The organism is Pseudomonas sp. B7, assembly GCF_016735645.1.
GTDB classification, from domain to species: domain Bacteria; phylum Pseudomonadota; class Gammaproteobacteria; order Pseudomonadales; family Pseudomonadaceae; genus Aquipseudomonas; species Aquipseudomonas glycinae.
Genome location: NZ_JAERRE010000001.1, coordinates 1 through 25,816 on the forward strand (window position 1 = coordinate 1; position 25,816 = coordinate 25,816).

Here is a 25,816-nt window from a genome sequence, read left to right on the forward strand (position 1 = left end):
CTTCCGATCTCTCGTTAGCGGGAGGCGAATTCTACAGCGTTACACGCTGCTGTCAACACCTCTTTTCTCCGCTTTCGACCGAGAAGATCGAACCGTTGAAAGCACCCAACAAACCGGCATTTCCAACTCCTTCCAGGCTTCGATGAACTGAAGCGACCCACGCTCGAAACCTACTTAACTCATTGAATCTTAAGGAGTTTTCCGTTTCGACTGCGCCGGAAGTGGGGCGAATTATAGAGACTCAGAATCTGCCGTCAACCCTTAATTTGCTTTTTCTATCAAGAAAGTGAAAAAGGCCGCTTCTATATAGACGCGAACGCAGTGAGTGCGCACTATATTGCCCAACACACCCCAGTTCCCTCCCCGGATGATGCCACGCAATGAACGACCAGCCTCGCAGCCTTGCCTCAACCTTGTTTCCGGTTGGCCTTCTATTAATAGCCATGGCATCGATTCAGTCCGGCGCCTCACTGGCCAAAAGCATGTTCCCCATCGTTGGCGCTCAAGGTACTACAACACTGCGCCTCATCTTCGCCAGCGTGATCATGCTGGTATTGCTCAAACCCTGGAGAGCGAAGCTGACGGCCAAGTCACTGCGCACGGTGATTGTCTATGGAATGGCGCTAGGAGGCATGAACTTCCTCTTCTATATGTCGTTACGCACTGTTCCGCTCGGCATCGCAGTTGCCCTGGAGTTCACCGGCCCTCTCGCGGTCGCCATCTATGCCTCGCGTCGCGCGATCGACTTTCTCTGGATTGCCCTTGCAGCCATTGGGTTGCTGTTGCTTATACCCACAGGCGCTACGACATCAGGTATCGATCTGGTCGGTGCAGGCTATGCGCTGGGAGCTGGCTTTTGCTGGGCGCTGTACATTCTGTTTGGCCAGAAGGCCGGCGCAGATAACGGTGTGACCACCGCGGCGCTTGGCGTGATGATCGCAGCCCTGTTCGTCGCCCCCATCGGTATCGTCCACGCTGGCAGCGCATTGCTGACTCCCGCATTGATCCCGATCGCTATTGGCGTGGCGATCCTGTCCACTGCCCTGCCTTACACTCTGGAAATGGTCGCCCTCACCCGCATGCCCGCCCGCACCTTCGGCACACTGATGAGTATTGAACCGGCCTTTGGAGCGCTGTCGGGCCTGCTATTCCTTCAGGAATACCTCTCTCTGTCACAATGGATGGCGATCCTGTGCATTATTCTGGCCTCCGTCGGTGCAACCATGACCATGGGCAACACTGCCAAACCCGCCATCGCGGCGGATTGAAAAGGGATTGAACGAAGGTCTGGCAATTGGCGCTCATTTAGGCCATGTTTAGCCTCGCAACCCAATGCCAGACATGGATTTTTTCGGACAGGGACATCGGAACGCTTCAAGCGAGAGCGAATACAGGCAGACCCGAGCGCCAGACTCGAGGCCGCCATAAGGACGGTAATGAAACGAATTTTGATTCTGATCGCCATACTGGCCGTTGCAGGCTGCGCGGCGACGTCGAAGACCCAGGTCAAGCATGGCAAGAAAGGGCTGCACATCAACTGTTCGGGGTTGTCCTCCTCTTGGGACAAGTGCTACACCAGCGCCGCGAACTCTTGCGCGCCGAAGGGCTACAAGGTCATCGCAAAATCAGGTGATGCCGTGGAAGAACCGGGTGATTACCCCTTCGGTCTCAACCCCGCCGGTTACACCAGCCGCAGCATGATCGTCATCTGCAAATAAACCATCGCCGCTACTGCACTCGCGAAGCGGCGAGCTGGTTCCCGATCTCTTCATGACAGGACTTCAGCACACGCTGCTGAATCTTGGGCGACGCCAACATACGCGCCACCACCAGTGCCCCGACACATTGCGACAGAATGGCCCAAGCCAGGCTGTCGCTTTCCAGAATCTGCGCCCAACTTTCCTGAAGCTTACAAATCCACAGCTCGGCCTGCTCCCGCACAACAATATCCGACCTCGCTATCTCGGCGCCCAGCGCAGGCAATGCGCAGCCCAGTTCAGGCTGCTCGACATGGGCCATGTTCAAATACAGTTTCAGGCACCGCTCCAGCCGTTCGTGATCCTGTGTACCCTGCCCGCCCAAGCGTTCCAGACTCTGGCACAACTCCCGCTCGACGATCGCCGCAAACAACGCGTCCTTGGACGAGAAGTGACTGTAGAACGCCGCCCCACTCAGACCGATCGCCTTCATCAGGCCATCGACACCCATTGATGAGAACCCGCTTCTTTTCGCAGAAAGCGAACTGCTTTGCAGGAGCTTTTCTTTGGTTTCCAGCTTGTGACCGGCGGAGTACCGCATGTATTTGTCCTCACAATTGAGTGCCTTGACGCTGAGCAAATCCTAGCATAACGTTCGTTCACTTAACGATCGTTTACTAAAGGGATCCACCCATGAATAACAAGAAGGTCGTATTGGTCGTCGGTGCAGGTGATGCCACGGGCGGTGCCATCGCCAAACGGTTCGCCAGGGAAGGATTCATCGCTTGCGTAACGCGGCGCAGCGCCGACAAATTGCAGCCGTTGGTGGAAGCCATTCAGGCGGCCGGCGGCGAAGCACACGGCTTTGCCTGCGATGCGCGCAAGGAAGAAGACGTCATTGCACTGATTGAGGATATCGAGACGCGTCTCGGACCAATTGAAGCATTCGTTTTCAACATCGGCGCCAACGTGCCCTGCAGCATCCTCGAAGAAACCGCCCGCAAGTATTTCAAGATCTGGGAAATGGCCTGCTTCTCCGGGTTTCTCAATGCCCGGGAAGTCGCCAAACGGATGGTGACCCGTAGCCGCGGCACGATCCTGTTCACCGGCGCGACTGCCGGATTGCGCGGTGCCTCCGGCTTCGCCGCGTTTGCCGGAGCCAAGCACGGTATCCGGGCTCTGGCACAGAGCATGGCCAGAGAGCTTGGCCCGATGAACATTCACGTCGCCCACGTCGTGGTCGACGGCGCCATCGATACCGATTTCATCCGCGACAATTTCCCTGACAAATATGCCACCAAGGACCAGGACGGCATTCTCAATCCAGAGCATATCGCCGAGAACTACTGGTATCTGCATAGCCAGCCACGGGACGCCTGGACGTTCGAGCTGGATCTGCGTCCGTGGAACGAACGCTGGTAATTCCCCCAATAACAAAAACAGAGTGCAGCGAACATGAGCAAAAGCGTGGAGTTCTATTTCGATCTCGGCAGCCCCGCCACTTACCTGGCGTACACCCAACTGCCGAAAATCTGCGCCGAGACCGGCAGCCAGTTGATCTACATTCCGATGTTGCTGGGCGGCGTCTTCAAAGCCACCGGCAACGCGTCGCCGGCAATGATCCCGGCCAAGGGTCGTTACATGTTTCAGGACCTGGACCGCTACGCCAAACGCTACGGTGTACCCTTGAAATTCAACCCGCATTTTCCGATCAATACCCTGATGTTGATGCGCGCGGTCACCGGCATTCAGCTGCGACATCCCGATCGCTTTCAGCCGTTCATCGATTGCCTGTTCAAAGCGCTGTGGGTTGAAGGGAGCCCCCTCGATGAGCCGGCAGCGGTTGCCGCCGTGCTGACCGAACATGGCTTCAATCCTGAAGAGGTACTGGCATTGACCAACGATGACGCAGTCAAGGCCATGCTCAAGGACAACACCGAGACCGCAGTGAAGCGCGGCGTCTTCGGCGCGCCGAGCATGTTCATCGACAACCAGTTGTTCTTCGGTCAGGACCGGCTCGACTTCGTGCTGGAAGCCCTTCGCTAAATCTCCACAACCAAACGCCCCTGAGCTGCTTTCGTTGCAAGCAGCTCATGGGCTTTTGCTGCGGTTTCCAGCATGAACCGATGCGGATCGAGCAGCGGTCGCAGCTGCCCGGACTCAATCAACGCGGCAGCCTGGCGCAAAATCTCGCCATGATGCTCACACCCACTGCCGGTCAGTAACGGCAGCAAGGTGAACACGCCCGAATACGTCGCCCCACGAAACGACAACGGCGCAAGACTGTGCTGCCCCCAGCCCAGACAACTCAGTACATGTCCGCTGTAGATCCGTGCAGCTTTGAAGGAAACGTCCAGCGTCTCGCCGCCGACCGTATCATAGACAATGTCGAACCCCTCCCCCGCCGTGAACTCGGCGACATACTCCTCCACCGAGCTCTCTAGATAATCGATGAACGTCGCACCGTAACCCTCGATGATCGAGCGCTGCCTCACAGAACCTGTTGCATAAACATCTGCACCGAATGCTCGGGCCAGTTGAACGGCCACATGCCCGACACCACCCGCACCACCGTGAATCAACACCTTCTGCCCCGCACTCACCCGAGCCCGATCCACCAGGCCTTCCCACGCCGTGATCAATATCAATGGCAGGCTCGCAGCCTCACGCTGGTTCAGGTTCAAAGGCTTACGCGCCAGCAGTCGTGCGTCCACCACTGCAAACTCGGCCAACGAACCTTGCGCGCCACCAATGCCCGTGGCCAACGCATACACCTCATCGCCCGGCACCCAATCCTGCACGCCCTCACCCACCGCTTCGATCACACCCGCCAGATCAAGCCCCAACACCGCTGGCAACGGTTGCCGGGCATGGGCGGCCTGCCCTGCACGGATTTTCAGATCCAGCGGATTAACACCACTGGCCTTGATCCGCACCAGTACCTGTCCAGCCCCAGCCACTGGGCGCTCAAGGGAAACCAAGCGTAACGGCCCGTTAGCGGTGTCCACTATCAGGGCTTTCATGTGCAGTGAGTCAGTCATTTCGGTCATTCCTATGGGAGAAAGTGAAGCCATGTTCCCGCAGCAGCTCCATGCCGATAAGACGTCAAATGACTATAGTAAGCATGCCAAATCGGCATGAATGAGGCGCTTCATGGACAAGCTCAACGCAATGGCCATCTTCGTCCGGGTGGTCGAACGCGGCAGTTTCTCCGCCGTTGCCCGGGAACTGCACACCACCCAGCCGACCATCAGCAAAGTGCTGCGCGCCCTTGAGAATGAATTGGGCGGCAAGCTGATTGCCCGCAGTACACGCAAGCTGTCACTGACCGATGAAGGTCAGCGGTACTACAACGAATGTCGAAATATCCTCGCCGCCGTGGACGCTGCCGAGCACAGTTTCCAGTCCGGCAGGGAAACCGTCGCCGGACCTTTGCGGATCGGCTCCTCCGTCAGTTTCGGCCGCTTGCATATCGCTTCGCGGCTGGCGGAGTTTCTGCAGCGCTTTCCGCAGGTGCAGGTCGACCTGCAACTGAGCGATCAGAATCTGGATCTGGTCAGCGAAGGCCTGGACGTCAGCCTGCGCATCGGCGAGCTGAACGACAGCGGCATGATCGCCCGACGCATCGGCACCACCCACCGGCTCACGGTGGCGACGCCCGATTACCTGCGACGCCACGGCCACCCACAATCACCTCAGGATCTTGCGCAGCACAACTGCCTGCAATTCAACCTGCTCAGCACTCAGAACCTGTGGACTTACGAGAAGGATGGCCAACACCACGACGTACGCATCCAGGGCAACGCCCAGAGCAACAACTCCGAAGCGATCCGCGAAATGGTCTTGGGAGGACTGGGGGTTTCGCTGTCACCGGTCTGGCTGTTCAGCGAAGATTTGAAGGCGGGTCGAGTGATCGCCCTGTTGCAGGACTACCAGACCCGATCATTGCCGATTCACGCCGTGTCCCCGGCGAACCGTCGCCAGTCCGCCAGGGTCAACGCGTTTGTCGACTTCATGACCCAGGCGCTGGCTGCAGCGCCCGAGCTTCAACCGATCAGATAGCGGCAGTACGCGTGTTCAGCCATTCCAGTGCCGCGCCATCGAGCAGCGGACTCAGGCGCTCGCGCACTTCGGCGTGATAGGCGTTGAACCATTGTTTCTCTTCCTGCGTCAGCAACGACGGTTCCAGGCAACGGGTGTCGATCGGGCACAGGGTCAGGGTTTCGAACTTGAGGAACTCGCCGAATTCGCTGCTTCCAGCCAATACGTTCATCGCCAGGTTCTCGATCCGCACACCCCAGCGGCCCGGACGATAAGTGCCCGGTTCGATGGAGGTGATCATTCCCGGTTGCATGGCGGTTTGTGGCGCCGGCGCTGCCTGATAAGCGATCACCTGCGGACCTTCGTGAACATTGAGGAAGTAACCCACGCCGTGTCCGGTGCCATGGCCGTAATCCACGTTCTCAGCCCAGATCGGCGCACGAGCGATGGCGTCCAGCAGCGGCGACAGAATGCCTTTCGGGAAATGCGCGCGGGACAAAGCAATAACGCCTTTCAACACACGAGTGCAATCGCGCTTCTGCTCATCCGTTGGCGTACCAACTGCCACCATGCGCGTGATGTCAGTGGTGCCGCCCAAGTATTGGCCGCCCGAATCGATCAGCAGCAGGCCATCACCCTCGATCACCGCGTGTTCTTCCGGGGTGGCGTGGTAATGCGGCATCGCGCCGTTGGCGTTGAACGCAGCGATGGTGTTGAAACTCAGCGACACATAATCCGGACGACGCTCACGGGCCGCCGTGAGCTTTTCGTCGATGGTCAGTTCGGTGATGCGCTCGCGCCCCCAGGCCGATTCCAGCCAGGTGAAAAACTCGCAAAGCGCCGCGCCATCCTGCTCCATCGCCTGACGGATGTGGCCGGCGTCTGCAAGACTCTTCTGCGACTTGGCCAGTGTGGTCGGGTTCAGGCCTTCGACCAGTTTCACGCCAGTGTCGAGGTTATCCAACAGACCGCTGGTAACCCGCGCCGGATCCACCAGCAGGCTCGCGCCGTTCGGAATCGCACGCAAGGCATCAGCGACTTCGCTGTAGTCGCGCAGGGTTACGCCGTCTTTTTCCAGCACGGCACGCAGCTCAGCATCGACCTTGCTCAAGGCCACAAACAGTGCGGCTTGTTGCTGGCTGATCAGCGCGAAGGAAACGAACACCGGGTTGAACGACACATCGCCACCGCGCAGGTTGAACAGCCAAGCGATGTCGTCAAGGGTGGCGATGAAGTGCCAGTCGGCACCGCGTTCCTGCAGGGTTTCGCGCAGTTTGGCGAGTTTTTCGCCACGGCTGACAGTCGCCTGCGGCGGCAGGTGCTGGTAGATCGGCGCGTTCGGCAACGCCGGACGGTCGCTCCAGACTTCTTTCAACAAGTCGATGTCGGTCCGCAGGCTGGCACCCCGGGCTTCGAGCTTGCTGCCCAGCGTGCGCGCCGACGCAACGGCCATCACCGCACCGTCAACCGCAACCACGCCACCTTCCGGCGTCTGATCGGCCAGCCAGTCCAGCGGGCTCGGCTGACCCGGTTGCAGTTTCACCAGCTCGATGCCGCTGCCCTTGAGTTCCTTGGTCGCCTGTTCCCAGTAACGGCTGTCGGCCCAGACCCCGGCGAAGTCTGTGGTGACAATCAACGTACCGACCGAGCCATGGAAACCCGACAGCCATTGCCGACCCTGCCAGTAACCCGGCAGGTATTCCGACAGGTGCGGGTCGGCGGACGGCACCAGCAACGCGTGGATACCTTCGCGACGCATCAGTTCACGGGTGTGCGCGAGGCGCTGGGGAACCGTTCCTTCGGTAAAGGTCTGGGTACTCATCATGTCTCCTGCGAATCACTTCATCGTTATTGTTTGGTGCCGTTCGAATTCGGCTCGTTAAAGCCCTGTCGCCCAGAATGCCGGAGCACTGGCGCAGGCGGTCTTGATCAGTTCTACAGCCTTGTCGATGTCTTCGGCGGTGGTGAAACGGCCGAGGCTCAGGCGAATGGTGCGGCCGGCCAGGTGCGCGTCGTGCCCCAATGCCAGCAGCACGTGGGACGGTGTATTGCTGGCGGAATTGCAGGCCGAGGTCGCGGAAAACGCGATCGAATGGCTCAGCGCCGCCGGGTTGAACTCACCTTCGCTGAAGGTCAGGCTCAAGGTGTGCGGAATACGTTGGGTGCTGCTGCCGTTGAGGCGTACGCCGGGCAGGCTCAAGAGCTGTTCGAGCAGTCGCTCGCGCAACGCGACGATGGTTTTCTTCTCGTCATCAAAGGCCTCGGCGGCCAAGGCAAAGGCCGAGCCCATGGCGGCGATCTGGTGAGTGGCCAGCGTACCGGAACGCAACCCACCCTCGTGACCACCACCGTGAATCTGCGCCTGCAAGCGCTGTTGCGCACGGGGTCCGACATACAGCGCGCCGATGCCTTTGGGGCCGTAGAGCTTGTGTGCCGAAAACGACATGAGATCCACCGGCCATTGCGCCAGATCGATCGCGACCTTGCCGGCGCCTTGCGCCGCATCGACATGGAACAACGCCCCGCGCCCACGCACTACTTCGCCGATGGCCGGGATGTCGTTGACGGTACCGAGTTCGTTGTTGACCAGCATCAGCGACACCAGAAAGGTGTCATCGCGCATCGCTTCGCTGACCGCTTGCGGGGTGATCAGGCCTTCGGCGTCCGGCACCAGATAGGTCACGGCGACACCGGCGTCCTGCAATTGCCGGGCGGTGTCGAGGATGGCTTTATGTTCAATCTGACTGGTGATGATGTGCCCGCCGGGAACTCCACGGGCCTGGGCCACGCCTTTGAGGGCGAGGTTGTTGGATTCGGTGGCGCCGGAGGTCCAGACGATCTGCTGCACCTGGGCGCCGACCAGTTCGGCGACTTGCCGGCGAGCGTTCTCGACCGTTTGCCGGGCCTGCTGGCCGAAAGCGTGGGAACTGGAGGCCGGGTTGCCGAAGTTACCGTTGAAACCCAGACACTCGATCATCACCTGGATGACCCGCTCGTCCACCGGGGTGGTGGCGGCGTAATCGAAATACAGCGGACGTGTGTTCATAAAAAGACTCGCAGAGCGTGTTCCGGGATCAGGAAGCTCGTGTCTACAAACGGCACGACGCAGCCTTGTGAGCTGCGTCCGGGTTCGAGAGCGTCATCAATACCTGATCGGATGCCGTTAAAGAAGAACAACTTCATTTAAAAGTGCGTAGGAACGCTCCTGAACACGACTTTAACAGGCATCGGGCCGGCGGTTGTAGCACTGCGTCAGCCAAAGCTTTCAAGGAGTAACGGATACAGCGAAATCACCAGCAGCGCCGCCATGCCCCAGTTGAACAGCCGCAACCAGCGGCGATCCTTCAGTACGTTGCGCAACAGAGTCCCGCACGCCGCCCAGACACCGACGCTCGGCAGATTGATGATGGCGAACACCGCCGCAATCACGACTACATTGGTGAAGTAACCCTGCATCGGCGTGTAGGTGCTGATGGCGCCGATGGCCATGATCCACGCCTTGGGATTGACCCACTGAAAAGCGGCCGCGCCGAGATAGCTGATCGGCTTCGCTTCGCCCTGCCCGCTGTCGCCGACCGGGCCGGAGTGAGCGATTTTCCAAGCCAGGTACAGCAAGTACGCCGCCCCCACATAACGCAGGACCGCATAAAGCAGCGGATAAGTCTGGAATACCGCGCCCAGGCCAAAACCCACCGCCACCACCAGCACGAAGAAGCCGCAAGTAATGCCGAGCATATGAGGGATGGTGCGGTTAAAGCCGAAATTCACGCCCGATGCCAGCAACATGGTGTTGTTCGGCCCCGGTGTGATCGAGGTGACAAGGGCAAACAGGGCGAAGCCCAGCAGCAGGTCGAGCGAGAGGGTCATGGCAGGCAGTCCGTCAGGGTCATTCAGGTGTTGACCCTATCCCACGGCGCCGCGCAAACCCACGGACAGTTGGGAAAAACTTCGAGCGGTACAGTTCGCGATCAGCTCGGACGACCGTGCAGCTGTACGGCCCGTTCGGCGCTCATTTCACCCTTGGTATCGAAACCGAATGTCTTCTGTGGCTGGCCGAGCAATTCGGCTTTTTTCGCGTGGTATTCCTCGAAGGACAGACCGCGACGGTTCAGCGATTCAAGCGCCAGTTCGCGGGTTTCCTCCGCCGTGTAAGGGCGCAGTTCCGGGGAAACATGACTCGCGCAACCAGCGAGAACGGAGACAGCGAGCATCAGCGAAACAGTCAGTAAACGATTCATGGGAGCGTCCTGGCGAGCAGTGTGGGTCGATGGAGAAAGGCTACGCCCGGGCACGCTTTGGCAGAAATCAACGCTCTCAATAGTGGCTATCAGAATTCGGGCAGGATTCGCCCTCATATTCTCAAAAGACCTATCAATATCAATTAACAGTCTTTTGCGGAATAACAGTCAGCCTTTATAAATCCTTCATCGCGTTCGGCACTGTTGCTCCAGCAACTGTTTCCCAGGCAACAGCGGTTCAACAAACCGGCCTGAAAGTCACACGAGTACAGCCGCCGACTACGCTCAAAGCCCCGGAATACGGGCCTTACAGGAATTGGTACAGCGCTTGCTCTGCTCCGGTGACTACTCACTGCTCGTCGAGCAACTGTTGAAAAAGGAACTGACCATGTCGCGTCCATTGAAAGTCGTCGCCCTGTCCGGCGGAACCTGGCGTCCGTCCCGCACCCTGGTGCTGACCCAGGCCCTGTTGGCCGAATTGTCCGGGCACCTGCCGGTCGAGAGCCATCTGATCGAACTCGGTGACATCGCCCGCCCGCTGGGCGCCGCACTGTCCCGTCAGGAGCTGCCGGCCGAGATCGAAGCCGAACTGCAAGCCATCGAACAGGCTGATTTGCTGATCGTCGCCGCGCCGGTCTATCGCGGTTCCTATCCGGGCCTGCTCAAGCATTTGTTCGACCTGATCGACCTGAATGCGCTGATCGACACGCCTGTGCTGCTCGCCGCCACCGGTGGCAGCGAACGGCACGCGTTGGTCCTCGATCACCAGTTGCGCCCGCTGTTCAGCTTCTTCCAGGCCGTGACCCTGCCGATCGGCGTGTACGCCACCGAAGCTGACTTCGCCGACTACCAGATCACCAGCGAACCGCTAAAAGCGCGCATCCGTCTGGCCGCCGAACGCGCCGCGCCGCTGTTCGGTGCTCACCTCAAACCGTTGCTGAAGATCGCTTAAGGAGCAGTTCATGGATGTTTTCTGGTTCCTGCCGACCCACGGCGACGGTCACTTTCTGGGCACCACCCAAGGCGCGCGCCCGGTTACCCTCAATTACCTGAAACAAGTGGCGCAAGCCGCCGACAGCCTCGGCTACCACGGCGTGCTGATTCCCACCGGGCGTTCCTGCGAGGATTCGTGGGTGATCGCATCGGCGCTGGTGCCGCTGACCGAACGCCTGCGTTATCTGGTGGCGATCCGTCCGGGGATCATCTCGCCGACCGTCTCGGCGCGCATGGCCGCGACCCTGGATCGACTGTCCAACGGCCGCTTGCTGATCAACGTTGTGACCGGTGGCGATCCGGACGAAAACCGTGGCGACGGCAGTTTCCTCAGCCACAGCGAACGCTACGAAGTCACCGACGAATTCCTCAAGATCTGGCGCCGCGTGTTGCAAGGCGAGGCGGTGGATTTCGAAGGCAAACACCTGAAGGTACAAAACGCCAAAGCCCTGTATCCGCCGGTGCAGAAACCCTACCCGCCACTGTATTTCGGCGGTTCCTCCGACGCGGCTCACGATCTGGCCGCCGAGCAGGTCGACGTGTACCTGACGTGGGGCGAACCACCGGCCGCCGTCGCCGAGAAACTCGCCGACGTGCGCGAACGCGCCGCCCGTCACGGGCGCAAAGTGAAGTTCGGCATCCGCCTGCACGTGATCGTGCGCGAGACCGCCGAAGAAGCCTGGAAAGCCGCCGACAAACTGATCGAGCACATCAGCGACGAAACCATCGAGGCTGCACAGAAATCCTTTTCCCGTTTCGACTCCGAAGGCCAGCGGCGCATGGCCGCCCTGCATGACGGGCGCCGCGACAACCTGGAAATCGCCCCCAACCTGTGGGCCGGCGTAGGTCTGGTGCGCGGTGGCGCCGGTACTGCGCTGGTGGGCGATCCGCAGCAAGTGGCGGCGCGAATCAAGGAATACGCGGATCTGGGCATCGAGAGCTTCATCTTCTCCGGTTATCCGCATCTCGAAGAAGCCTACCGCTTTGCCGAACTGGTCTTCCCGCTGTTGCCCGAGCCGTACGCGAGCCTGGCTGGACGCGGTGTCACCAACCTCACCGGGCCGTTCGGCGAAATGATCGCCAATGATGTTCTGCCCGCCAAAGCCAACGCCTGAGGAAGACCGAGTGACTGCCAAACCGCAAAGCACCCTGCTTTCCCCGTTGCAGACCGCCCGCCAACTGGCCGCTGAATTTGCCCTGACCGCCGTCGAGCGCGACGAGCGTGGCGGCACGCCGAAAGCCGAACGCGACGCCCTGCGCGACAGTGGTCTGCTGGCCCTGAGCATTCCCACCCGTTACGGCGGCCTCGGCGCGCGCTGGAGCGAAACCCTGCAAGTCGTGCGCGAGTTCGCCAAGGTCGACAGCTCGATCGCCCATGTCTTCGGTTTTCATCATTTGATGCTCGCCACCGTGCGGCTGTTTTCTCGCCCGGAACAATGGCAGCCGTGGTTCGAACAGACCGCGCGGCAGAACTGGTTCTGGGGCAACGCGCTCAATCCGCTGGACACCCGCACCGTGGTCAAGGACCTCGGCGGCTGGCGCGAGTTTTCCGGCAAGAAGAGTTTCTGCTCCGGCGCCAGCGATTCACAGATGCTGATCGCCTCGGCGGTGGACGAAAGCAACGGCGGCAAACTGCTGATCGCGGCGATCCCCAGCGGGCGCAGCGGCATCACCCTGCACAACGACTGGAACAACATCGGCCAGCGCCAGACCGACAGCGGCAGCGCCACGTTCGAACGGGTGCGGGTCGAAGAATCGGAGCTGCTGCTGGATCCGGGGCCGCTGAGCACAGCGTTCGCCTGCTTGCGCCCGTTGATCGCGCAACTGACGTTCACCCACATGTATCTCGGCATCGCCGAAGGGGCCTTTGAAGAAGCGCGGCAATACACCCTCAGCGAAACCCGTGTCTGGCACAAATCCTCGGTGCGCGAGGTGCGCGAAGATCCTTATGTGCTCGCCCATTACGGCGAATTCTGGGTTGCGCTTGAAGGCATCCGTCTGCTGGTGGAACGCGCTGCCGCGTTGCTCGACGAGGCCTGGGCCAAGGGCCCGAACCTGAGCGCCGAAGAACGCGGCCATCTGGCCACGGCAATTGCCACGGCCAAGGTCGCCGCCAGTCGCCAGGGCCTGGAGATTTGCAGCCGATTGTTTGAAGTCACCGGCGCCCGTTCGACCCACGCGTCGCTGCGTCTGGACCGACACTGGCGCAACCTGCGTACGCAAACCCTGCACGACCCGCTGGATTACAAACTCCACGAGCTGGGCGACTGGGCGCTGAACCAGTCCCTGCCGGTGCCGACGTTCTATTCCTGATTTTCTTTCGTGGAGCGAGACCCCATGCAACTGCTGACCCTGCCGCCTTCACCCGCCCTGGCCACCTCAATCCGCGCCACCGCTCAGGTCTTCGAAGACCCGAAATCCCAGGCCCTGCTCACGCATTTGCAACAGGTCGCCCCGAGCGAGGCCAGCGTGCTGATCATCGGCGAAACCGGCACCGGCAAGGAGTTGGTGGCGCGGCATATCCATAACCTGAGCAACCGGCGTAACCGGCCGTTCATCGCGGTCAACTGCGGGGCGTTTTCCGAATCGCTGGTGGAAGCCGAACTGTTCGGCCACGAAAAAGGCGCCTTCACCGGCGCCCTCAGCGCCAAGGCCGGATGGTTCGAAGAGGCGGATGGCGGCACTTTGTTCCTCGATGAGATCGGCGATCTGCCGATGGCCATTCAGGTCAAATTGCTGCGGGTGTTGCAGGAACGCGAAGTGGTGCGCCTCGGATCGCGCAAGAGCATTCCCATCGATGTGCGGGTGCTGGCGGCAACCAACGTGCAACTGGAGAAAGCCATCAACGCCGGGCATTTCCGCGAGGATCTGTATTACCGGCTGAACGTAGTGAATCTGGAGCTGAGCCCGTTGCGCGACCGCCCCGGCGACATCCTGCCGCTGACCCGGCATTTCATCGAGGCCTACAGTCAGCGCCTGGGTTACGGACGCGTCACCATCAGTCCCGGCGCCGAACACAAGCTGCGCGGCTACAGTTGGCCGGGCAATATCCGCGAACTGGAAAACGTCATCCATCACACGCTGCTGATCTGCCGTAACGGCGTGATCGAACGCGACGATCTGCGCCTGTCGAACCTGCGCATCGACCGGCCCGACGATCAGCACGCGACCGCCGACGACTCACCGGAAGCGCTGCTGGAACGCGCCTTCCAGAAACTCTTCGAGCAACAGGCCGGCGCCCTGCATGAAAAAGTCGAAGACGCGTTGCTGCGTGCGGCCTATCGCTTCTGCCATTACAACCAGGTGCACACCGCGTCCCTGCTCGGCCTGAGTCGCAACGTCACCCGCACGCGCCTGATCAAGATCGGCGAACTGGCAGTGAACAAGCGGCGGCCCACGGAAAACCTGCAAGGCGAGCGCTTGATCCAGCTGTCGATCTAACCCACCAGTTGGCAGTGCAAGCCGTCGTCATGACTGCGGGCGATGCTGCTCAGCACCTGGAATGAACCGAAGGTCACGGTGCGCGCCTGATGAGTGCGGATCAGTTGCCAGAAGTCCTGCTCGCCGGTTTCGAAACTCTGGAACGCCGCCTCCCCCGCCTCGCGGGACTGCCATTGCAGAAAGCTCAACACTCGCCGGCCATCGTCGCTGGCCTGGACGCTCGCGCTGACGAAGCCTGAGTAACGCTGTGCCAGACGTTCGGTCTGCAGCGCCAGCGCCGACACCAGCGCTGGTTGCTGGCCGGGTTCGATTTCAAATTCGATCAATTGGGTAAAGCTGCGGTTTTTCGCTGGTGCTTGCATGAGATCCCCACTCGGTCAGGCGAATCTTGCGATTCGAAGGCCAGCAGGGTAAAACCTCGAGTTAACTAGAGGTCAAGGGACATTTTTCAAATGATCACTGCGCAAAATGTGCACAAGCAACTGACCGTCGGCGAAGTCGCGGCCCGCAGCGGCGTGGCAGTCACCGCCCTGCACTTTTATGAATCCAAGGGGTTGATCAAGAGCCAGCGCAATGCCGGCAACCAGCGGCGCTATCCACGGGAAGTGCTGCGGCGGGTGGCGTTGATCAAGGTGGCGCAACGTCTGGGGATTCCACTGGCGGAAATCGGAGAGGCGTTGAAACAGCTACCGGACAACCGCGCCCCCACCGCGGCGGACTGGAAAGTGTTGTCGGAGCAGTGGCGGCGGGAGCTGGACGAGCGGATCAATCAGTTGATGCTGCTGCGGGACCGGCTGACCGGTTGCATCGGTTGCGGATGCCTGTCGATGGAGGCCTGCCCGCTGCGCAATCAGGGCGATGTGCTGGGCGAGCGAGGGCCGGGAGCGCACTTTCTCGACGTTCCCGACTGAGGACTCGCTCCGCTCCGGCATCGCGAGGGCTGCTCGTCGGCTGCTAGGTCATGGCGGCGGCACAGATCTATAGTTGAGCGACCGGCAACCCCGGCGAAGGCACACCTTCAACCGCTAATAAAAACCAGGCAACAAATAACAGGGAGTACCGCCATGAGCGTCAAACCCATTCCCGAGGGGTATCACAGCATTACCCCGTACCTCGGCATTCACAAAGCTGCCGAAGCCATCGACTTCTATAAAAAGGCGTTCGGTGCCACCGAAGTCATGCGCCTGAGCATGCCCGACGGCGGCATCGGCCACGCCGAACTGCGCATCGGCGACAGTGCGATCATGCTCGGCTCGCCATGCGATCAAGGGCCTTTGAGCAATCCGGACACAGCGGTGTCGGTCGGTTTGCATCTGTACGTGACCGATGTCGACAAATCCTTTCAGCGTGCGCTGGAGGCCGGCGCGACCTCGGTGTCCGAGGTCAAGGATCAGTTCTACGGCGACCGCAGTGGGACGTTGAAAGATCCGTACGGGCATCTGTGGTTCCTCGCCACGCGCAAGGAGGACCTGACCCAAGAGCAGATCGAGCAACGGGCAAAAGAGATGTTTCAGCAAGGTTAGCCACGCCGAATATCCATTCCCGCGCAACGCGCGGGGATGGGCGAACACGATTCATGAACCGTCGAACCACGCTTCACGTCTTGTCATGAACGCCCGGCGATTTCAGGATGCAGGCCACGCGCCTGAATAAAGGATCACCCGATGTTTGCCGGATTCGTCAAAGACCAGCGCCACGTCAACGGTGTGGACATCACCTACCGCATCAAAGGCAGCGGCCCGGGCCTGCTGCTCCTGCATGGGCACCCGCAGACCCACGTCATCTGGCACAAGATCGCCGGGCAACTGGCCGAACACTTCACTGTGGTCGCTGCCGACCTGCGTGGTTACGGCGACAGCAGTCGTCCGCCGGCGGATGAAGCTCACCTCAACTATTCCAAGCGCGAGATGGCCCGTGACGGCGTGGAATTGATGAACGCGTTGGGCTTCGAGCAGTTCTCGATCCTTGCCCACGACCGTGGCGCGCGAGTCGCCCATCGTCTGGCGCTCGATCATCCCGCCGTCGTGCGGCGCATGGTCCTGCTCGACATCGCGCCGACGTTGGCGATGTACAGCCAGACCAACGAAGCTTTTGCACGGGCCTATTGGCACTGGTTTTTCCTGATTCGTCCGGCACCGCTGCCGGAAACCCTGATCGAAGCCGACCCTGAAGGCTATCTGCGCAGCGTCATGGGCAGTCGCAGCGCCGGGCTCGCGCCCTTCACCGACGAGGCGTTCAGCGAATACCGGCGTTGTCTTGAACGTCCCGGCAGTGCTCGGGGGATTTGTGAGGATTACCGCGCCAGCGCCGGCATCGACCTGGAACATGACCGCATCGACATCACGGCCGGTCGTCACCTGGACCTGCCGTTACTGGTGCTGTGGGGCGCCGAGGGCATTGTCGGTCGGTGCTTCGATCCGCTCGGGGAATGGCAACAGGTTGCCACCGACGTACGGGGCAAGGCCCTGCCTGCCGGGCATTACCTCGCCGAAGAAGTCCCTGAACTGTTGCTCGCCGAAGCGCTCGATTTTCTCCGCTGACTCCCTCCTTCAATCCGGCGGCATGCGCCGTCGGACTGCTTCGCCTCCCCCGCAGAAATCCGCCCACGCGACAGCAACCTGCAATCGCGAAACATTTACTTTCATATCGTTTATCGGGATTTGCTTCGGTCATCCGTCTTATAGAGATGCGGGCCGGTCGCGTAGGCAAAAGCCACGACGGGCCCTTCAGGGACTGCCGCGCTGCGAAGCCCGTAGTGGCCGAGTCCTCTCACCGAATCAAGACCCGTCATCATGTCGAAGAAATCCCGCTCGAAACTGTGGTTCCTGGTACACAGCTGGCTGGCGTTGCCAATCTGGTTTTTTGTCCTGATCGTCTGCGTCACCGGCACCCTGGCGGTGGTCAGCCAGGAAATCGTCTGGCTGGTGAATCCGCAAATGCGCGCCACCCAACCATCGGACGATGCCCCGCTGCTGGGTTATGACCAGATCATCAGCGCGATCAAGACCGCCGAACCACAGTTGCTGGTCGAACGCATCAGTCGTCCCGACGAATCGCATTTCGCGCTGGAGGTGAACGTCAGTCAACCTGACGGGCGCTCGGTAACGGTCTACGTCAACCCTTACACCGGTGTGATCCAGGGCACCGCGCCCGACTTCAATTTCCGGGCCTTCACCCGGGCCTTGCATGGCTGGTGGCTGGTACCGTTCACCAACGGTTACAGCTGGGGCTGGTATCTGGTGTCCTTCCTGGCACTGCCGATGCTGGCTTCGCTGGTGACCGGACTGGTGGTCTACAAACGTTTCTGGAAGGGCTTTTTCAGCCCGACCCTGCGCCTGCGTCACGGTGCGCGGATATTCTGGGGCGATTTCCACCGTCTCAGCGGCATCTGGTCGATCTGGTTTATCGCGGTGATCTCCGTCACCGCCGTGTGGTTCCTGATCGAAGCCATTCTTTCGGACAACCACATCTCCATCTCCAGCGAGCCGGTCATCGCAGCCATGTCCCGTGAAGGCGTGCCGCTGTCCGCCGATGGTTCGCCACCGCCACGGGTCAGCCTGGATCACGCCATCGAAATTGCCCAGCAACGGATTCCCGGGTTCGAAGCCAGCACCATCAATCTGCCCGGCAATGCCTACAGCCACCTCGATATCCGGGGACGCGGCTGGTATCCGCTGATGTTCCAGTCAGCCACGCTCAACCCTTACAGCGGTGAAGTGGCAGCCTCGCGCCTGCTCTCCGACCGGACCTCCCTGGAGTTCGTCACCGAATCCATGCGTCCGCTGCACACCGGCGACTTCGGTGGACTGTGGATCAAGCTGATCTGGTTCTTCTTCGGACTGGTGCTGAGCATGATGGTCCTCAGCGGGCTGTTGATCTGGACCAAGCGCACCGCGCTGGCGACCGCCAACGCCCTCAAGCGCGAGCACAAGAAACAGCGCGGTCAGGCACAACCGGCCCTGCACCGTGAACCGTCGGAGGTCCATCTGTGAGCAAGTCCACCACAGTGGTTCAACCTTCGCGACTGAGCGTGATCTGGCATAAATGGCGCTTCCACATCAACGTGCTGCTGTTGCTGATTCCGCTGGGATTCATGCCCCGGTATTTCGCCGACCAGGCGCTGTTTCGCGGCGACAGCGGACTGGGCGAACGCGAGATCGGCGAAGTCCAGGTGGGTCCCTGGAGCCTGAGGCTGGCCGAGTTTCGCAACGAACCACCGCTTCCCGACGGCGCGGCCGGTTATCTGAAGGGCTTTAGCGCCGCCCTGTGCGACGCCTGTGTCGAACAGGTCAAGGCCACCTACCTGCGTATCGGCAAGCCGCGCAGTCTGCGCGCCGCGGGTTCGATCTTCTTCGGCACGCCTTACAGCATGGGTACGCAGATGCCCGTCCCGGACAAAACCAGAGCCGACGCCGAACTGTGGATCACCATGGAAGGCTGGGACGGCAGCATGCACCAAGCCTCGATTCCGCTGAGCCAGGCCTCCCCCGCCACCGTTGCCTGGCTGAACAAACAAGGAGCCAAACCATGAGCCACCCTTCCCGCTTGAACATGAGCGTTGCATTGCTGGCGCTGTGCGCCGGTTTCAGCGCCAGCGCCCTGGCCCACAACCCGATGTGCGAGTGCAAGGCCATCGACGCCGAGCAGATCAAATGCACCGGCGGCTTCTCCGACGGCAGCGGCGCGCCGGGGGTGACCCTGGACGTGATCGGCTACGACGAAACCATCCTGGTGCCGGGCAAGCTCGGCGCCGATTCGACCCTGACCTTCAAGAAACCCGGCGCCGAGTTTTATGTGCTGTTCGACGCAGGCCCCGGCCATGTGGTCGAAATCGACCAAGCGGATATCGAAGCCCCATGACCACGCCGACCACCCAGGTTGTACGCCCGGCAGGTGCCGGGCACGAAACCCTCAATGTGCTGCTGATGTGCCTGCTGATCCTTGCGGTTGCCGGTTCCGTGGTCGCATGGCGCGGTGTATCCCACGAACCGGAGCCGGTTTCCAGCCATCAACTGGACGCCCGTCGCGACCTTGGCGCCAGCGAGCAAGGCATCTATGCCGACTTGCGGGTGACCCTCGACGAGATCCACCTGTTGCGCGAAGAACAGCAAGCGTTGCCCACACCACAGAATCTGGCTGATGAAGGCTTCGCCCCGTTTGCCCAGGACGCCAGTTCGGTCAGTCGTGGCGGTCACGTCTGGCAATTGCTGGCGGACAGTGCCTACTTCGGCCAGAGCCAGGTCCCGACCGTGGCCGGTTCGTTTCTGATGCGCCTGAACAACGCCGGGCCGGACATCTGGCTCAACCGCGCCACCGATCTGCAAGCGCCGACAGACCTGTCCGATGCAGCGCTAAGCGCTGCCGGCTGGAAACAGATCGTCGCGCAATTCGATGCCGGGGTGACCCGCGAACATCGTCATTGAACCCTCGCCTTCATTCGAGAGAAGACCGCTTGCCCATGCCTAGTTCATCTCAACGCCGTCCTTTCCTGCGCCTGCTGCTGATCGGCCTGTGCGCCAGCCTGCTGAGCCCGCTGGCCAGCGCCGATCAGGCCAAGCGCCTGCGCATCGGCATCACCCTGCATCCTTATTACAGCTACGTGGCGAACATCGTCGGCGACAGGGCCGAGGTCGTGCCGCTGATTCCCGCCGGCTTCAACCCGCACGCCTACGAGCCGCGCGCCGAAGACATCAAGCGCATCAGCGGGCTGGATGTGATCGTGCTCAACGGGGTTGGCCATGACGACTTCGCCGACCGCATGATCGCCGCCAGCGAAACGCCGAACATCAAGACCATCGAAGCCAACGAAAACGTGCCGTTGCTGGCCGCCACCGGGGTTGCCGCGCGCGGTGCCGGCAAAGTGGTGAACCCGCACACGTTCCTGTCGATCAGCGCCTCGATTGCCCAGGTCAACAACATCGCCCGGGAGCTGGGCAAGCTCGACCCGGACAACGCCAAGACCTACACCCAGAACGCCCGCGCCTATGGCAAACGCCTGCGGCAGATGCGCGCCGACGCCCTGGCCAAGCTGACCCAGGCACCGAACGCCGAACTGCGAGTGGCCACAGTGCACGCCGCTTACGACTACCTGCTGCGCGAGTTCGGTCTGGAAGTCACCGCCGTGGTCGAGCCGGCCCACGGCATCGAGCCGAGCCCGAGCCAGTTGAAGAAAACCATCGATCAACTGCGGGAACTGGACGTGAAAGTGATCTTCTCCGAAATGGACTTCCCGTCCACTTACGTCGAAACCATCCAGCGTGAATCCGGTGTGAAGTTGTACCCGCTGTCGCACATTTCCTACGGCGAATACACCGCCGACAAGTACGAAAAGGAAATGACCGGCAACCTCAACACCGTGGTTCGGGCGATTCAGGAGTCCGGCGCATGACAGCTCAGGAAAACCTGTCGATAGCCAGCAGCGGCCCGACCCTGGATTTCGCTGACATCAGCCTGACCCTCGGCCGCACGACGATTCTGGACAAGGTCACCTTCCAGGTGCAGCCCGGCAGCGTGCATGCGCTGGTCGGTCCCAACGGCGGCGGCAAGAGTTCGCTGATCAAGACCCTGCTCGGGCAGATGCCCCATCAGGGCCGGCTCAGCCTGCAATGGCCCGGCGAGCCCGGCACCATCGGTTACGTGCCGCAGGCGCTGGAGTTCGATCGGGGCCTGCCGATGACCGTCGACGATTTCATGGCTGCCATGTGCCAGCGCCGCCCGGCCTTTCTCGGCCTGAGCAAACGCTACGCCGGCGCTATCGGTGATGCGCTGGAGCGGGTCGGTATGCAGGACAAGCGCAAGCGCCGGATGGGTGCGCTGTCCGGTGGCGAACGCCAGCGGGTATTGCTCGCCCAGGGCCTGATTCCGGCGCCGCAACTGCTGGTGCTGGATGAACCGATGTCGGCCCTCGACGAAGCCGGAATCCAGGTGTTCGAGCGTTTGCTGGGTGACTGGCGCGCGGCGGGCATCACCGTGCTGTGGATCGAGCACGATCTGGAAGCGGTCGGGCGTCTGGCCAATCGCGTCACCGGCCTCAACCGCCGGGTGCTGTTCGACGCCTCGCCGCAACAGGCCCTGACCCCGGAACGTCTGCTGACCCTGTTCTCGACCCATCCACGGAGCGCTGCCTGATGAGTTACGAAGCCTTTCGTTTGATGGTGCAAGGCTGGGCTTCCTCCGGTTACCTGCCGGAAGCCCTGGCCTACGGGTTTGTGGTCAATGCGCTGCTCGCCGGTATGTTGATCGGCCCGGTGCTCGGCGGCCTCGGCACGCTGGTGGTGGTCAAGCGCTTCGCGTTTTTCTCCGAGGCGGTCGGCCACGCGGCACTGACCGGCGTGGCCATCGGCATTCTGCTCGGCGAGCCCTACACCGGGCCGTACGGCAGCCTGTTCGGCTACTGCCTGCTGTTCGGCATTCTGCTCAACTATCTGCGCAACCGTACCGGCCTGGCCCCGGACACGCTGATCGGCGTGTTCCTGTCGGTGTCCCTTGCGCTGGGTGCCAGCCTGCTGCTGATTCTGGCAGGCAAGATCAACGTGCACATTCTGGAAAACGTACTGTTCGGCTCGGTGCTGACGGTCAACGGGAACGATCTGCTGGTGCTGGCGATTGTCGGCTCACTGGTCATGGCGCTGGCACTGCCGCTGTACAACCGGATCATGCTCGCCAGCTTCAACCCGCAACTGGCGGCGGTACGCGGCGTCGCCGTGAAGACCCTGGATTACCTGTTCGTGATTCTGGTGACGCTGATTACGGTTGCAGCGGTGAAAGTCATCGGTGCGATTCTGGTCGGTGCGCTGCTGGTGATTCCGGCGGCGGCAGCGCGTCTGCTCAGCCAGTCGCTCAAGGGCTTTTTCTGGTGCTCGGTGCTGATCGCCACGGTCAGTACCCTGTGCGGGATTCTTGCGCCGATCGTGTTCGACCTGCCGATTCCGTCCGGCGCCGCGATCATTCTGGTCGCCGGTATCGCCTTCGCCCTCGCCGCGATTGCCCGGGGCGTCGTCCCCAGTCTGAAAGGGAACCTTGGATAAATGGCTTTTTCATTGCGACAACTGACCCTGGCCATCGCCCTCAGCGGCGCGGTTTCGAGCCCCCTGCTGGCTGCCGAGAAACCGTTGCGGGTGCTGGCCTCGCTGCCCATCACTTACGGTCTGGGCGAAGTCCTGCTCAAGGGCACCGACATCAGCCTCGAGCGCGCGGCGCCGGCGAATCTGCCGGGCAGCCGTCAGACTGCCTACTTCACCGGTCGCGGCGCCCCGGCGCTGAGCAAACTGGCCTCCGGCGCCGATGCGGTGATCGGCGTGCGTTCGCTGTGGGCCGATGATCCGCTGTACCCGATCGCCCGTCGCAGCAACATCCGCATCGTCGAAGTCGACGCCGCCCGCCCGGTGGACGGCGCCCTGCCCGGCATTGCTGTGCAACCGGGGCTCAAGGTCGACGGCCTGAACAGCCAGCCGTGGCTGGCGAGCAACAACATGGGGCGCATGGCCGATGTGATGGCGGCGGATCTGGTGCGCCTGGCACCGCAGGACAAACCGAAGATCGAAGCCAATCTGGCAGCACTGAAGCAGCGCCTGCTGAAACTCAGTGCCGACAGCGAGGCGCGCCTGGCCAGTGCCGACAACCTGAGCGTGATGAGCCTGAGCGATCACTTCGGTTACCTGATCGGCAGCCTGAATCTGGAGTTGACCGGACAGGACGCCCGACCGGATGCCGAGTGGACGCCGGAAGATCTGAAAAAACTGACCGCGACCCTGAAAGACAACGACGTAGCAGTGGTGCTGCACCATCGCCAGCCGTCGGATGCGGTGAAATCGGCGATTGCCGAATCGGGCAGTCATCTGCTGGTGTTGAGCACCGATGCGGCGGATCCGGTGGCAGAGCTGGAAGGCAATGTGGATGCGCTGCTCAAGGGCCTGAGCGGCGCGTAAGCCAGTCCTCTGGACATGAAAAAACCCGCTGACTGTTTCCAGTCCAGCGGGTTTCTTTTTGGCTGATGACTTACTGGGCAGCCGCTTGCGCTTCCATCTTCTGGCGCAGGCTCAGCGGGCGCATGTCGGTCCAGACCTCTTCGATGTAGGCCAGGCATTCCTTCTTCAGGCCGCTCTTGCCCACGGTGCGCCAGCCTTCCGGGATAGCCTTGTAGTCCGGCCAGATCGAGTACTGCTCTTCGTGGTTGACCACGACTTGAAAGAGGATGTCCTCGCGGTCGAATACTGACGTCATGCTGTGTCTCCATCGCTGTAAGGGTGGGCTGCACGACGGGTGCAGCCGGGTATGTAGAAAGAACGTTCGACGCGGCGAAAAATTTACAGGGCGGCGGTCGCCGCGCTGAGTGCACGACCGAAGATCTCGGCGACGCGGTCGATTTCCGCAGCGGTGATCACCAGCGGCGGCAGGAACCGCACCACTGCACCATGGCGCCCGCCCAGCTCCAGAATCAGCCCGCGCTTGAGGCATTCACGCTGAACCAGCGGCGCCAGACGCGCAAACGCCGGCGGATGTCCAAGAGCGTCCGGCGTGCCGTTTGGATCGACCAGTTCGACACCTAGCATCAGACCACGACCGCGAATGTCGCCCAGTTGCGGGAAATCGCGCTGCAGAATGCGCAGGTGCTCACTCAGGCGCTCGCCCATGGCGGCAGCGTGTTCGCAGATCTTGTGCTCGACCAGATAACGCATCACCGCGGAACCGGCAGCCATCGCCATCTGGTTGCCACGGAACGTACCGGCGTGGGCGCCCGGCTGCCAGGTGTCGAGCCATTCGCGATACACCACCACCGCCAGCGGCAAGCTGCCGCCGATGGCTTTGGACAGCACGACCACATCCGGAATGATGCCGGCGTGCTCGAAGGCAAACATCTTGCCGGTGCGGGCGAAACCGCTCTGGATTTCGTCGATGATCAGCGCCACGCCGGCCTTTTCGGTGATACGGCGCAGACCGCGCAGCCACTCGATGTCAGCCGGGATCACACCGCCCTCGCCCTGCACCGCTTCGACGATCACCGCTGCCGGCAATTGCACGCCAGCCTCTGGATCATTGAGCAGGTTTTCCAGGTAGCTCAGATTAGCTTTCACACCCGCCGCGCCACCGAGGCCGAACGGGCAACGGTAGTCGTACGGGAACGGCATGAATTGCACGCCACTGCTGAGCAGCGCACCCAGCGGCTTTTTCGGGCCCAGGCTGCCCATCAGGCTCAAGGCGCCCTGGCTCATGCCGTGGTAACCGCCGGAGAACGACAGCACAGTGCTGCGCCCGGTGGCGGTGCGCACCAGTTTCAGCGCGGCTTCCACCGCGTCGGTGCCGGTCGGGCCGCAGAACTGGATTTTCGCTTCCTTGGCCAGTGCAGGTGGCAGCAGGCCGAACAAGTCCTGAACGAATTGATCCTTCACCGGCGTGGTCAGGTCCAGAGTGTGCAGCGGCAGTTCATCGGCCAGTACCTGCTGGATCGCCTCGATCACCACCGGATGGTTATGCCCCAGCGCCAGAGTGCCGGCACCGGCAAGGCAATCGATGAAAGTGCGGCCCTCGACGTCTTCGACGTAAAGACCTTTGGCGCGCTTCAACGCCAGCGGAATCCGCCGCGGGTAGCTGCGGGCATTGGATTCCTGCTGGCTCTGACGGGCCAGCAACGGTGACTCATTGAACTGATACAGCGTTTCCGCCGGCGCGGAGGCGATCCGGGCCGACGACTCTTCGATAAGGCTGGTGGCGACTGACATCTCTCGACCCCTCAATACGCTATGGATAGTGACCAAAACTGCATACCGGGCAGGTGCGCGTCCCGGTCGCGGGGCGCACATGCTGGTTTTCCTGTTCTGGAAACGCACCAGCGTGTCGAGGATTTACACCCTTGATCGACTGTCAGGCCGACAATGCCAGCGGCTTGTGCATCGGCAGGCTCAAAACGCCGTGATGCGTGAAGGCAGACGCCGCTTCGCGATACCCCAGACGCCGGCAGAACGCCTCGCCGGTTCGCGTGCTGACGAGCGTGACGCAAGGACGGCCACGAATCCTCAGCCAACCCTCGAGATCGCCCATCAGCGCGCGACCCGCACCCCGGCGAAACCACTCCGGCTGCACGTGACAGAACGTGACCTCGCCATTGGCTGCGGCCATACCGACGCCGACCGGTTTATCGTGAAGAAGCGCGATATTCAGATAGAGATGCGGATCAGCGAGCCAGCCGCTGATATGTTCCGCCGATTGTCGGCGGACCCAGCGGTCGACCAGTTGTGGATCGTTGCGATGGTCGAGCGCGCAACCGACGCGGATCGAGCGTTCGAGGATCCGGCTGATGATGCCGGCGTCGGCGGAGGTGGCGGGACAGATGTAGATGGGTGCTTCCATGGCGCTGTTTCCCTCAATCCATTGAGTCAGAGGCTGGGGGCGACAATAACGTCGCGGCCG

General features: G+C 61.5%; 30 protein-coding genes. 20 read left to right on the forward strand and 10 right to left on the reverse strand.

Annotation, left to right across the window (positions count from 1 at the left end; genetic code table 11):
* Positions 1-380 precede the first annotated feature (380 nt).
* Positions 381-1,268 carry a threonine/homoserine exporter RhtA gene (gene rhtA, locus JKA62_RS00005; RefSeq protein WP_011335219.1) on the forward strand — a complete coding sequence of 296 codons (888 nt, stop codon included), beginning with the start codon at positions 381-383 and terminating at the stop codon, positions 1,266-1,268.
* 168 nt (positions 1,269-1,436) lie between these two features.
* Positions 1,437-1,718, forward strand: coding sequence for a hypothetical protein (locus tag JKA62_RS00010; protein WP_011335220.1), 282 nt, complete (start codon positions 1,437-1,439; stop codon positions 1,716-1,718).
* Between the two features lie 10 nt (positions 1,719-1,728).
* On the opposite strand, the gene JKA62_RS00015 is transcribed toward JKA62_RS00010, so the two are convergent.
* Positions 1,729-2,298 (reverse strand): TetR/AcrR family transcriptional regulator, encoded by a 570-nt coding sequence (locus JKA62_RS00015; RefSeq protein ID WP_201815670.1) that lies wholly within the window; start codon positions 2,296-2,298, stop codon positions 1,729-1,731.
* Between the two features lie 92 nt (positions 2,299-2,390).
* On the opposite strand from JKA62_RS00015, the gene JKA62_RS00020 reads away from it, so the two are divergent.
* On the forward strand, positions 2,391-3,119 hold the full coding sequence (locus JKA62_RS00020) for an SDR family oxidoreductase (RefSeq protein WP_201815671.1): 729 nt from the start codon (positions 2,391-2,393) through the stop codon (positions 3,117-3,119).
* 33 nt (positions 3,120-3,152) lie between these two features.
* Entirely contained in the window at positions 3,153-3,743 is a 591-nt protein-coding gene (locus JKA62_RS00025) for a 2-hydroxychromene-2-carboxylate isomerase (protein WP_011335223.1), read from the forward strand.
* On the opposite strand, the gene JKA62_RS00030 is transcribed toward JKA62_RS00025, so the two are convergent.
* Positions 3,740-4,738 (reverse strand): zinc-dependent alcohol dehydrogenase family protein, encoded by a 999-nt coding sequence (locus tag JKA62_RS00030; RefSeq protein WP_201815672.1) that lies wholly within the window; start codon positions 4,736-4,738, stop codon positions 3,740-3,742. The genes JKA62_RS00025 and JKA62_RS00030 overlap by 4 nt on opposite strands.
* A gap of 112 nt (positions 4,739-4,850) precedes the next feature.
* On the opposite strand from JKA62_RS00030, the gene JKA62_RS00035 reads away from it, so the two are divergent.
* Positions 4,851-5,759 (forward strand): LysR family transcriptional regulator, encoded by a 909-nt coding sequence (locus JKA62_RS00035; RefSeq protein WP_011335225.1) that lies wholly within the window; start codon positions 4,851-4,853, stop codon positions 5,757-5,759.
* On the opposite strand, the gene JKA62_RS00040 is transcribed toward JKA62_RS00035, so the two are convergent.
* The 4 genes from JKA62_RS00040 to JKA62_RS00055 form a co-directional block, all read right to left on the reverse strand.
* A complete protein-coding gene (locus tag JKA62_RS00040; RefSeq protein ID WP_201815673.1) occupies positions 5,752-7,560 on the reverse strand; it encodes an aminopeptidase P family protein in 1,809 nt (602 codons plus the stop codon). The two genes, JKA62_RS00035 and JKA62_RS00040, sit on opposite strands and share 8 nt — an antisense overlap.
* Positions 7,561-7,617: 57 nt before the next feature.
* Entirely contained in the window at positions 7,618-8,784 is a 1,167-nt protein-coding gene (locus JKA62_RS00045) for an aminotransferase class V-fold PLP-dependent enzyme (RefSeq protein ID WP_201815674.1), read from the reverse strand.
* A 206-nt stretch (positions 8,785-8,990) separates the two neighbouring features.
* Positions 8,991-9,605, reverse strand: a complete 615-nt coding sequence (locus JKA62_RS00050) for a LysE family translocator (protein ID WP_201815675.1) — start codon at positions 9,603-9,605, stop codon at positions 8,991-8,993.
* A 101-nt stretch (positions 9,606-9,706) separates the two neighbouring features.
* A complete protein-coding gene (locus JKA62_RS00055; protein ID WP_011335229.1) occupies positions 9,707-9,976 on the reverse strand; it encodes a hypothetical protein in 270 nt (89 codons plus the stop codon).
* Between the two features lie 388 nt (positions 9,977-10,364).
* On the opposite strand from JKA62_RS00055, the gene msuE reads away from it, so the two are divergent.
* The 4 genes from msuE to JKA62_RS00075 are packed head-to-tail and all read left to right on the forward strand — an operon-like array spanning position 10,365 to position 14,410.
* Positions 10,365-10,928 carry an FMN reductase gene (msuE, locus tag JKA62_RS00060; protein ID WP_197869054.1) on the forward strand — a complete coding sequence of 188 codons (564 nt, stop codon included), beginning with the start codon at positions 10,365-10,367 and terminating at the stop codon, positions 10,926-10,928.
* 10 nt (positions 10,929-10,938) lie between these two features.
* Complete coding sequence (gene ssuD / locus JKA62_RS00065) at positions 10,939-12,084, forward strand: FMNH2-dependent alkanesulfonate monooxygenase (protein ID WP_108562874.1); 1,146 nt, start codon at positions 10,939-10,941, stop codon at positions 12,082-12,084.
* 10 nt (positions 12,085-12,094) lie between these two features.
* Positions 12,095-13,282: an acyl-CoA dehydrogenase family protein gene (locus JKA62_RS00070; protein WP_201815677.1), complete on the forward strand. Its 1,188-nt coding sequence runs from the start codon at positions 12,095-12,097 to the stop codon at positions 13,280-13,282.
* Positions 13,283-13,306: 24 nt separating this feature from the next.
* A complete protein-coding gene (locus tag JKA62_RS00075; protein ID WP_201815679.1) occupies positions 13,307-14,410 on the forward strand; it encodes a sigma-54 interaction domain-containing protein in 1,104 nt (367 codons plus the stop codon).
* Here the strand turns inward: JKA62_RS00075 and JKA62_RS00080 are convergent.
* Positions 14,407-14,772 carry an antibiotic biosynthesis monooxygenase gene (locus JKA62_RS00080; RefSeq protein ID WP_011335234.1) on the reverse strand — a complete coding sequence of 122 codons (366 nt, stop codon included), beginning with the start codon at positions 14,770-14,772 and terminating at the stop codon, positions 14,407-14,409. The two genes, JKA62_RS00075 and JKA62_RS00080, sit on opposite strands and share 4 nt — an antisense overlap.
* Positions 14,773-14,862: 90 nt before the next feature.
* Between JKA62_RS00080 and soxR the strand changes: the two genes are divergently transcribed.
* The 11 genes from soxR (at position 14,863) to JKA62_RS00135 (ending at position 23,337) form a co-directional block, all read left to right on the forward strand.
* The gene (gene soxR / locus JKA62_RS00085; protein ID WP_064378554.1) at positions 14,863-15,321 is read left to right on the forward strand and encodes a redox-sensitive transcriptional activator SoxR; all 459 of its coding nucleotides are present in this window, start codon (positions 14,863-14,865) and stop codon (positions 15,319-15,321) included.
* A gap of 153 nt (positions 15,322-15,474) precedes the next feature.
* Complete coding sequence (locus tag JKA62_RS00090; RefSeq protein ID WP_201815681.1) at positions 15,475-15,933, forward strand: VOC family protein; 459 nt, start codon at positions 15,475-15,477, stop codon at positions 15,931-15,933.
* 141 nt (positions 15,934-16,074) lie between these two features.
* On the forward strand, positions 16,075-16,950 hold the full coding sequence (locus JKA62_RS00095) for an alpha/beta fold hydrolase (protein ID WP_011335237.1): 876 nt from the start codon (positions 16,075-16,077) through the stop codon (positions 16,948-16,950).
* A 252-nt stretch (positions 16,951-17,202) separates the two neighbouring features.
* Positions 17,203-18,402 carry a PepSY-associated TM helix domain-containing protein gene (locus tag JKA62_RS00100; protein ID WP_011335238.1) on the forward strand — a complete coding sequence of 400 codons (1,200 nt, stop codon included), beginning with the start codon at positions 17,203-17,205 and terminating at the stop codon, positions 18,400-18,402.
* Positions 18,399-18,941 carry a hypothetical protein gene (locus tag JKA62_RS00105; protein WP_011335239.1) on the forward strand — a complete coding sequence of 181 codons (543 nt, stop codon included), beginning with the start codon at positions 18,399-18,401 and terminating at the stop codon, positions 18,939-18,941. The genes JKA62_RS00100 and JKA62_RS00105 overlap by 4 nt, the downstream gene beginning before the upstream one ends.
* Before the next feature lie 20 nt (positions 18,942-18,961).
* Positions 18,962-19,270: a hypothetical protein gene (locus JKA62_RS00110; RefSeq protein ID WP_236676411.1), complete on the forward strand. Its 309-nt coding sequence runs from the start codon at positions 18,962-18,964 to the stop codon at positions 19,268-19,270.
* On the forward strand, positions 19,267-19,833 hold the full coding sequence (locus JKA62_RS00115; protein WP_011335241.1) for a DUF6162 family protein: 567 nt from the start codon (positions 19,267-19,269) through the stop codon (positions 19,831-19,833). The genes JKA62_RS00110 and JKA62_RS00115 overlap by 4 nt, the downstream gene beginning before the upstream one ends.
* 35 nt (positions 19,834-19,868) lie before the next feature.
* Positions 19,869-20,798: a metal ABC transporter substrate-binding protein gene (locus JKA62_RS00120; protein WP_011335242.1), complete on the forward strand. Its 930-nt coding sequence runs from the start codon at positions 19,869-19,871 to the stop codon at positions 20,796-20,798.
* Entirely contained in the window at positions 20,795-21,538 is a 744-nt protein-coding gene (locus tag JKA62_RS00125) for a metal ABC transporter ATP-binding protein (RefSeq protein WP_011335243.1), read from the forward strand. The genes JKA62_RS00120 and JKA62_RS00125 overlap by 4 nt, the downstream gene beginning before the upstream one ends.
* Positions 21,538-22,437, forward strand: coding sequence for a metal ABC transporter permease (locus JKA62_RS00130; protein ID WP_011335244.1), 900 nt, complete (start codon positions 21,538-21,540; stop codon positions 22,435-22,437). Before JKA62_RS00125 ends, JKA62_RS00130 begins: the two co-directional genes overlap by 1 nt.
* A complete protein-coding gene (locus JKA62_RS00135; protein ID WP_201815688.1) occupies positions 22,438-23,337 on the forward strand; it encodes a metal ABC transporter substrate-binding protein in 900 nt (299 codons plus the stop codon).
* A 70-nt stretch (positions 23,338-23,407) separates the two neighbouring features.
* Here the strand turns inward: JKA62_RS00135 and JKA62_RS00140 are convergent, their stop codons facing one another.
* The 3 genes from JKA62_RS00140 to JKA62_RS00150 all read right to left on the reverse strand — a co-directional run bounded on the left by JKA62_RS00140 (position 23,408) and on the right by JKA62_RS00150 (position 25,756).
* Positions 23,408-23,632: an MbtH family protein gene (locus JKA62_RS00140; RefSeq protein ID WP_011335246.1), complete on the reverse strand. Its 225-nt coding sequence runs from the start codon at positions 23,630-23,632 to the stop codon at positions 23,408-23,410.
* Between the two features lie 83 nt (positions 23,633-23,715).
* Positions 23,716-25,128: an aspartate aminotransferase family protein gene (locus JKA62_RS00145; protein ID WP_201815690.1), complete on the reverse strand. Its 1,413-nt coding sequence runs from the start codon at positions 25,126-25,128 to the stop codon at positions 23,716-23,718.
* A gap of 142 nt (positions 25,129-25,270) precedes the next feature.
* Positions 25,271-25,756, reverse strand: coding sequence for a GNAT family N-acetyltransferase (locus JKA62_RS00150; protein ID WP_201815691.1), 486 nt, complete (start codon positions 25,754-25,756; stop codon positions 25,271-25,273).
* Positions 25,757-25,816: the final 60 nt, after the last annotated feature.